Genomic DNA, 6185 nt, shown 5'->3' with positions numbered 1-6185 from the left:
GTGCGCCACTGGCTGGCGCCGCTCAGACGGGCGGCGAGGATAAATTCGCGCTGGCGCAGGGAAACCACCAGGTTACGCACCATTCTGGCGTACCAGGCCCAGTGTGACAGCGCAATGGCGAGGATCACATTGGTCAGCCCGGTACCCAGCACTCCCACCATAAAGAACGACAGGATCGAGGTCGGAAAGGTCATAAACAGTTCGGCGATGCGCATCAGGCCGCGGTCGGCACGGCCGCCCAGCAGTCCGGCGCTGCCGCCGACCGCCAGGCCGATCAGCAGCACCAGCAGCAGACAAGCCATCACCGCCCCCAGCGAAACGCGGGTGGCGGCCAGCAGGCGTGAGAAAATATCCCGGCCGAGATGATCGGTGCCGAGCCAGTGCGCTGCGCCCGGCGGCAGCAGCCGCTGCTGAAGGTCAATCGCCGCTGGATCCCAGGGCAGCCACCAGCCGCTGCCGATGGCGATGACCGCCAGCAGCGCGATGACTAACAGGGCGAGTTTTACCGGCCAGCGAAAACTTTGTAGCCCTCTCATGCGCTCACCTCCTCGTGGCGGCGCAGGCGCGGGTCGAGCGCCGCGTTAAGCACATCCACCGCCAGATTAGCCAGCACGAACACCGTCACCATCATCAGGGTAAAGCACTGGATCACCGGGTAATCGCGATTGAAAATGGCGGAAACCGCGTAGCGGCCGACCCCGGGCCAGGCAAAGATATTTTCGATAATCATGGTGCCGCCGATCAGCTCGCCAATGTGCATGCCCATGGCGGTCACCACCGGCAGGGTGGCGTTGCGCAGGATATGTCGGCGCTCCACCTGGCGCGCGCTCAATCCGCGCAGCCGCGCCCATATCACGTGACGCTGGCTGGCGGCGTCCAGCATGCTGGCGCGCAGCAGGCGGGCGTTGATCGCCAGCGACATAAAGGCGATGGAGACGGCGGGCAATATCAGGTGCTGCCAGTCGCCATACCCCATCGCCGGGAGCCACTGCAGATGCACGGAAAAGAGCATCACCAGCAGAAAGGCCAGCCAGAAGTTGGGCATTGAGACGCCGAGGAAGGCAATCAGCCGTACGATATAGTCCGGCAGGCGATCGCGATGGCGCGCCGCCCAGATGCCCAACGGCAGGGAGGTGACGAGGATCAGCGCCAGCGCCGCGCCGGTGAGCAGCAGGGTGGCCGGCAGGAAGTGCAGCAGGTCGTCCAGCACCGGGCGCTGGGTGGCATAGGAGAGACCGAAATCCAGGTGCAGCGCCCGCCATAGCCAGTGCAGATACTGCATTGCCAGCGGCTGGTTGAGCCCCAGCAGCTCGCGGGTCGAGGCAACCATCTCTTCAGTGGGCGGCAGGTTCGACAGGCGTAAATAATCCAGCGCCGGGTCGCCGGCGCCGAGCCGCAGCAGCAGAAAGATGATGGCGGAGGCGGCGAGCAGCAGCGGGATCAGCAGCAGCAGGCGACGTAAAATATAGCGTAGCATTATGGCGTTACCGGGGTAATCTGGTCGAAAGGGATCTCGCTGGTCACCGGGGCGAACGGGATCTCCCCGACCTCCTGGCGCGCGACCGACATCAGCGAGACATAGCTGATGGGCAGATACACCGCGTCCTGATGCAGACGGGTCAGCACATCATGGTACAGTTTTCTCCGCTGCGCCTCGTCCCCGGTGGTCAGCACTTCACTAATCTCTTTATCAATCAGTGCCTTGTCTGGCAGGCCGCGCTGGGCCTGGTAATCCGCATGCGAAGGGACGCGCATCGAGCTTAAAAAGGCATGCGGATCGTAGGGCGCGCCCCAGGTGCGATTGAAGATCATGCCGAAGCGGCCTTCGCGCTGGCGCGCGTAAATGCTGCTTTCCTCCTCGCCCACCAGGGTGACCTGCACGCCGACCTGCCGCAGATTGGCCTGAATAATTTCGGCCATCGATTTAGCCAGCGCGTCGGTGCCAATAAACGCCAGCTCAATCGCCAACGGTTGCCCGGCTTTTTGTCGCCAGGGCTGGCCCTCCAGCTGCTGCCAGCCGGCCTGTTCCAGCAGGGCGCGGGCTTTTGTCGGGTCGTAACGGCGCGGCGTCAGATTCTGCGGGGCGTAAGGGACGGAGGGGGCAAACAGGGTGTCGGCAACCTGCTGGGTGCCATACAACACGCTATCGACAAGGGTCTGTTTATCGACGGCGTAGTTGAGCGCCTCACGAACCGCCTGCTCGCGGGTCGGGCCCTGGCTGGCGTTTAGCGCCAGCATTACCGTCTCCGCCGGGGCGGACAGGCGCGCCACGTAGCCGGGGTGATGGCGAAAGCGTTCGAAGGTGTCCAGCGGCAGCAGCCCTTCATCGCCGTAGAGCATATCGATTTCCCCGGTTTCGAACGCCACCGCCCGGCTGGTGGCGTCAGGGATCACCTTGATGGTGATTTGCTGTAGCGCGGGTTTGCGACCCCAGTAGCGCTCATTGCGCACCAGCACATCGCGCTGATTGAGCTGCGAGCTTGCCAGCCGCCACGGGCCGGTGCCGATCGGGGCTTTAATGCCCCTGGCGGTGCCGCCATCGATAAACTGCGAGGGGGCGATGAAGCGGAACGGGCGGGGCAGGGCCAGCTCTTGCAGTAAGGGGGCGTAGGCGCTTTTCAGGGTGATCTGCAGCTCGGTGGCGCTGAGGGCCCGCACGTCGGTTATTTGGTTGGCGAGCTCAAGCCAAGCGTGGCGTTGGCGGTTGGCCAGCACCGCCTGAAAATTGGCCGCCGCGGCCTGGGCATTAAACGGTTCGCCGTTGGAGAAGGCCACATCGTCGCGCAGGGTGAACCACCAGGTTTTGCCGTCGGCGGAGTGACGCCAGCGGGTTGCCAGCCAGGGCTGTACGCTGCCGTCAGCCTGATACTTCACCAGCGGTTCATAGACCATGCTTTGGGCAAACATCTGGTTGGGCGTATAGAGATGGGGATTCAGCGGGCCGACGTTAACCGGCCAGGCGGTGGTGAGCTGGTACGGCGCGGCCTGAGCCAGCAGAGGGACGCAGGCGAGCAGCGCCAGCAGGGTGAGGCGGATAATAGACAAGACGGCAATCTCAACGACAGGAAAGTATGACGATTTTAGTGATTCATCATACTTTGGGAGTAACCTGGATCAATATTGCGCCGGAAAGTATAAGAAAATCGTATCATTACGCCCAGGCGACCAGCGCCGCCTTACCCCTCAGGGCGTCCGGAACAACGCCAGCAGCGTGGCCACCTGTTCGTCGATCGGCGCCAGGTCCCGCTTAACGATCAGATGCAGCGGCGTCGCGCGGCGCGCGCCATGGCTGAGGGGCAACCGCTTCAGCACGCCCTGGTTGAGATGGGGGCGAATGCGCTCCTCCGGCAGCCAGCCGAAGCCGACCTGATACATCACCGCATCAATGGCGGCATCAATGGTGGAGAAGGTCCAGGCGTCTCGCGGCGCCTGGCTATCTCCGCCCTGATCGGCAATGCGCACCAGCGGCCACGGCGCCAGCGCGCTATCCTCCAGCGGTCCGTCCAGCGCGGCGAGAGGGTGGTCGCGGTGGGCGACGGCGATGAAATCAATATTCATCAGCCACTCCCCGCGGCCGGTAATATCCTGGCGGCGGGTCAACACCATCACATCGGCTTCCGTCCGCGCCGCGCTCTCGTCATCCAGGTTTTCCAGCACTTCGGTGAGCCTGACCTGGGTCTGCGGATAGCGCTGCTGAAACTGGCGTAAAATCGCGAACAGCCGCTGGCGCGGGAAAATACTGTCGACCACCAGATCCAGGCGGGTCCGCGCCCCGTTGCGCAGAGTGGCGGCGTGCGTCTCGACGTAGGCGAAGGCCTGCAGCAGCGGCTTGACCTGATTCAGCAGTAGTTCGCCAGCCGGCGTCAGCACCGCCCGCCGGCCGGACGGCGCCAGCAGCGCCACGCCTAAGCGCTCCTGCAGCAGCGCGAGGTTATAGCTTACCGATGACTGACTGCGATTGGTCTCCTCCGCCGCTCTGGCAAAGCTCCCCAATTCCACTACCTTTTCGAGTAACGCCCACTGCTCCAGGGTTGTCTTGTGCATAATCAATCTAAAATTTGAATGTATTTAATCCAAACATAGCGTTATTCATTCATTTTTTAAAGACGTATGCTGTCCTCAACAAAACAGAGGAGAATAAATGATGAGCACTTTCGACAAACATGACCTCAGCGGCTTTATCGGTAAACATCTGGTCTATACCTACGACAACGGCTGGAACTACGAGATTTACGTCAAAAATGGCCACACCCTCGACTACCGTATTCACAGCGGCATCGTCGGCAATCGCTGGGTGAAAGATCAGGAAGCGTACATTGTGCGGGTGGGGGAAAGTATCTACAAAATCTCCTGGACCGAACCGACCGGCACCGACGTCAGCCTGATCGTCAACCTGGGCGACAAACTGTTCCACGGCACTATTTTCTTCCCGCGCTGGATCATGAATAACCCGGAAAAAACTATCTGCTTCCAGAACGACCATATTCCGCTGATGAATTCGTATCGCGATGCCGGCCCGGCCTACCCGACGGAAGTGATTGACGAGTTCGCCACTATCACCTTCATTCGCGACTGTGGCGCGGATAATGACGAGGTCATTAATTGCCCGGCGAGCGAATTGCCTGCGGATTTTCCTGCAAATTTGTAATTCAGCAGAAATAACTTTGTGATCTGCGCTAACTTTTTGTCATTAAGCGTGACAATGACAGAATAATAAATTGTGAACTGGTTTAGTTCTCGTTTAATTTCAACTATTGCGTTCCTGTTCTCTTTTTCGTGACAGGAACGCTCCTCCGTCAAATTTCTGCCATAAAAAACTCCTATCATACTGTTTATTAATAAGTTATTTCTTATTCTGAAGAAATATTAATTTCTTAATATTATCCTAAGCAAGGTCGACTACATTAATAGTGGTCGAGATACCCTGAAATGGAATGCCGTGCTGAACTCACTTCATTTTAATTTCGTTTAAGTCCGCAGGCGCAGGATATTTTATTCTAACGACCCAGATTCGTGCGTGGGTCATCTACAGAACAGGATGATGATGAGCGATTTTTTGCCTTTTTCGCGCCCGTCGATGGGCGACGCAGAGCTGGCTGCGCTGCGTGAAGTTTTAGCGTCGGGCTGGATCACCACCGGACCGAAGAATCAGGCACTCGAAGCGGCATTCTGCCAGCTGACCGGCAACCGCCACGCGATTGCCGTCAGTTCAGCGACCGGCGGGATGCATGTGACCCTGATGGCGCTGGGTATTGGCCCCGGCGATGAAGTCATTACGCCGTCCCAGACCTGGGTCTCCACTCTCAATATGATCTGCCTGCTGGGCGCCACGCCGGTGATGGTCGATGTCGATAACGACAATCTGATGATTACCCCTGCAGCGGTGGAAGCGGCGATCACCTCGCGTACCAAAGCGATAATTCCCGTGCACTACGCGGGCGCGCCAGCCGACATCGACGCCATTCGCGCGGTGGGCGAGCGCCATGGCATTTCGGTGATCGAAGACGCCGCCCATGCGGCCGGTACCCATTATAAAGGCCGCCACGTGGGCTGGCAGGGGACCGCCATTTTCTCGTTCCACGCGATCAAAAACATGACCTGCGCCGAAGGCGGGCTGATTGTCACCGACGACGACGAGCTGGCCTCCCGCATCCGTAGCCTGAAATTCCATGGTCTGGGCGTGGACGCTTATGATCGCCAGACCCACGGCCGCGCGCCGCAGGCGGAGGTGATCACCCCGGGCTTCAAGTACAACCTTGCCGATATCAACGCCGCTCTGGCGCTGGTCCAGCTGGAAAAACTGAGCCACGCCAATCAGCGCCGGACCGAGATTGCCCAGCGCTACCTGCGCGAGCTGGCGGACACGCCGTTTAAACCGCTGAGCGTCCCGACCTGGGATCACCAGCACGCCTGGCATCTGTTTATCATCCGCGTCGATGAGGCCGCGTGCGGCATCAGCCGCGACGCGCTGATGGAAAAGCTGAAGGCGATGGGCATCGGCACCGGCCTGCACTTCCGTGCGGCCCATACGCAAAAATATTACCGCGAGCGCTTTCCTGAGGTTTCCCTGCCGAATACCGAATGGAACAGCGCCCGCATCTGCTCTCTCCCGTTGTTCCCGGATATGACCGATGACGATGTCACTCGCGTTATCTCCGCACTGCGCCAGTTGTCAGGACGTTGAT

At 60.0% G+C, this 6185-nt stretch carries 6 protein-coding genes; 2 read left to right on the top strand and 4 right to left on the bottom strand.

Annotation, left to right across the window (positions count from 1 at the left end; translation table 11 throughout):
• From BHE81_RS17645 to BHE81_RS17630, 4 genes are all read right to left on the bottom strand, one after another.
• The coding region (locus tag BHE81_RS17645; protein ID WP_149888834.1) for an ABC transporter permease subunit at nucleotides 1–536 on the bottom strand (536 nt) is incomplete at its 3' end.
• On the bottom strand, nucleotides 533–1477 hold the full coding sequence (nikB, locus tag BHE81_RS17640) for a nickel ABC transporter permease subunit NikB (protein ID WP_002921105.1): 945 nt from the start codon (nucleotides 1475–1477) through the stop codon (nucleotides 533–535). The genes nikB and BHE81_RS17645, both read right to left, overlap by 4 nt.
• The gene (gene nikA, locus BHE81_RS17635; RefSeq protein WP_004173960.1) at nucleotides 1477–3045 is read right to left on the bottom strand and encodes a nickel ABC transporter substrate-binding protein; all 1569 of its coding nucleotides are present in this window, start codon (nucleotides 3043–3045) and stop codon (nucleotides 1477–1479) included. The genes nikB and nikA overlap by 1 nt, the downstream gene beginning before the upstream one ends.
• A gap of 138 nt (nucleotides 3046–3183) precedes the next feature.
• The gene (locus BHE81_RS17630; RefSeq protein ID WP_023301451.1) at nucleotides 3184–4044 is read right to left on the bottom strand and encodes a LysR family transcriptional regulator; all 861 of its coding nucleotides are present in this window, start codon (nucleotides 4042–4044) and stop codon (nucleotides 3184–3186) included.
• 97 nt (nucleotides 4045–4141) lie between these two features.
• Between BHE81_RS17630 and BHE81_RS17625 the strand changes: the two genes are divergently transcribed.
• Both BHE81_RS17625 and arnB read left to right on the top strand, forming a co-directional pair.
• Entirely contained in the window at nucleotides 4142–4648 is a 507-nt protein-coding gene (locus tag BHE81_RS17625) for a phenolic acid decarboxylase (RefSeq protein WP_004181483.1), read from the top strand.
• 396 nt (nucleotides 4649–5044) lie between these two features.
• On the top strand, nucleotides 5045–6184 hold the full coding sequence (arnB, locus tag BHE81_RS17620) for a UDP-4-amino-4-deoxy-L-arabinose aminotransferase (protein WP_023301452.1): 1140 nt from the start codon (nucleotides 5045–5047) through the stop codon (nucleotides 6182–6184).
• Nucleotide 6185: the final 1 nt, after the last annotated feature.

The organism is Klebsiella sp. AqSCr (assembly GCF_008452795.1).
Classification (GTDB): domain Bacteria; phylum Pseudomonadota; class Gammaproteobacteria; order Enterobacterales; family Enterobacteriaceae; genus Klebsiella; species Klebsiella pneumoniae.
Note: the sequence above shows the minus strand (reverse complement) of the source record. Positions and strands in the feature narration are given on the sequence as shown.

Bases quoted from the DNA above. Each gene is read 5' to 3' on its own strand.
- BHE81_RS17625 (WP_004181483.1), top strand. From the start codon at position 4,142: ATGATGAGCACTTTCGACAAACATGACCTCAGCGGCTTTATCGGTAAA.
- arnB (WP_023301452.1), top strand. From the start codon at position 5,045: ATGAGCGATTTTTTGCCTTTTTCGCGCCCGTCGATGGGCGACGCAGAG.
- nikB (WP_002921105.1), bottom strand. From the start codon at position 1,477: ATGCTACGCTATATTTTACGTCGCCTGCTGCTGCTGATCCCGCTGCTG.
- BHE81_RS17630 (WP_023301451.1), bottom strand. From the start codon at position 4,044: ATGCACAAGACAACCCTGGAGCAGTGGGCGTTACTCGAAAAGGTAGTG.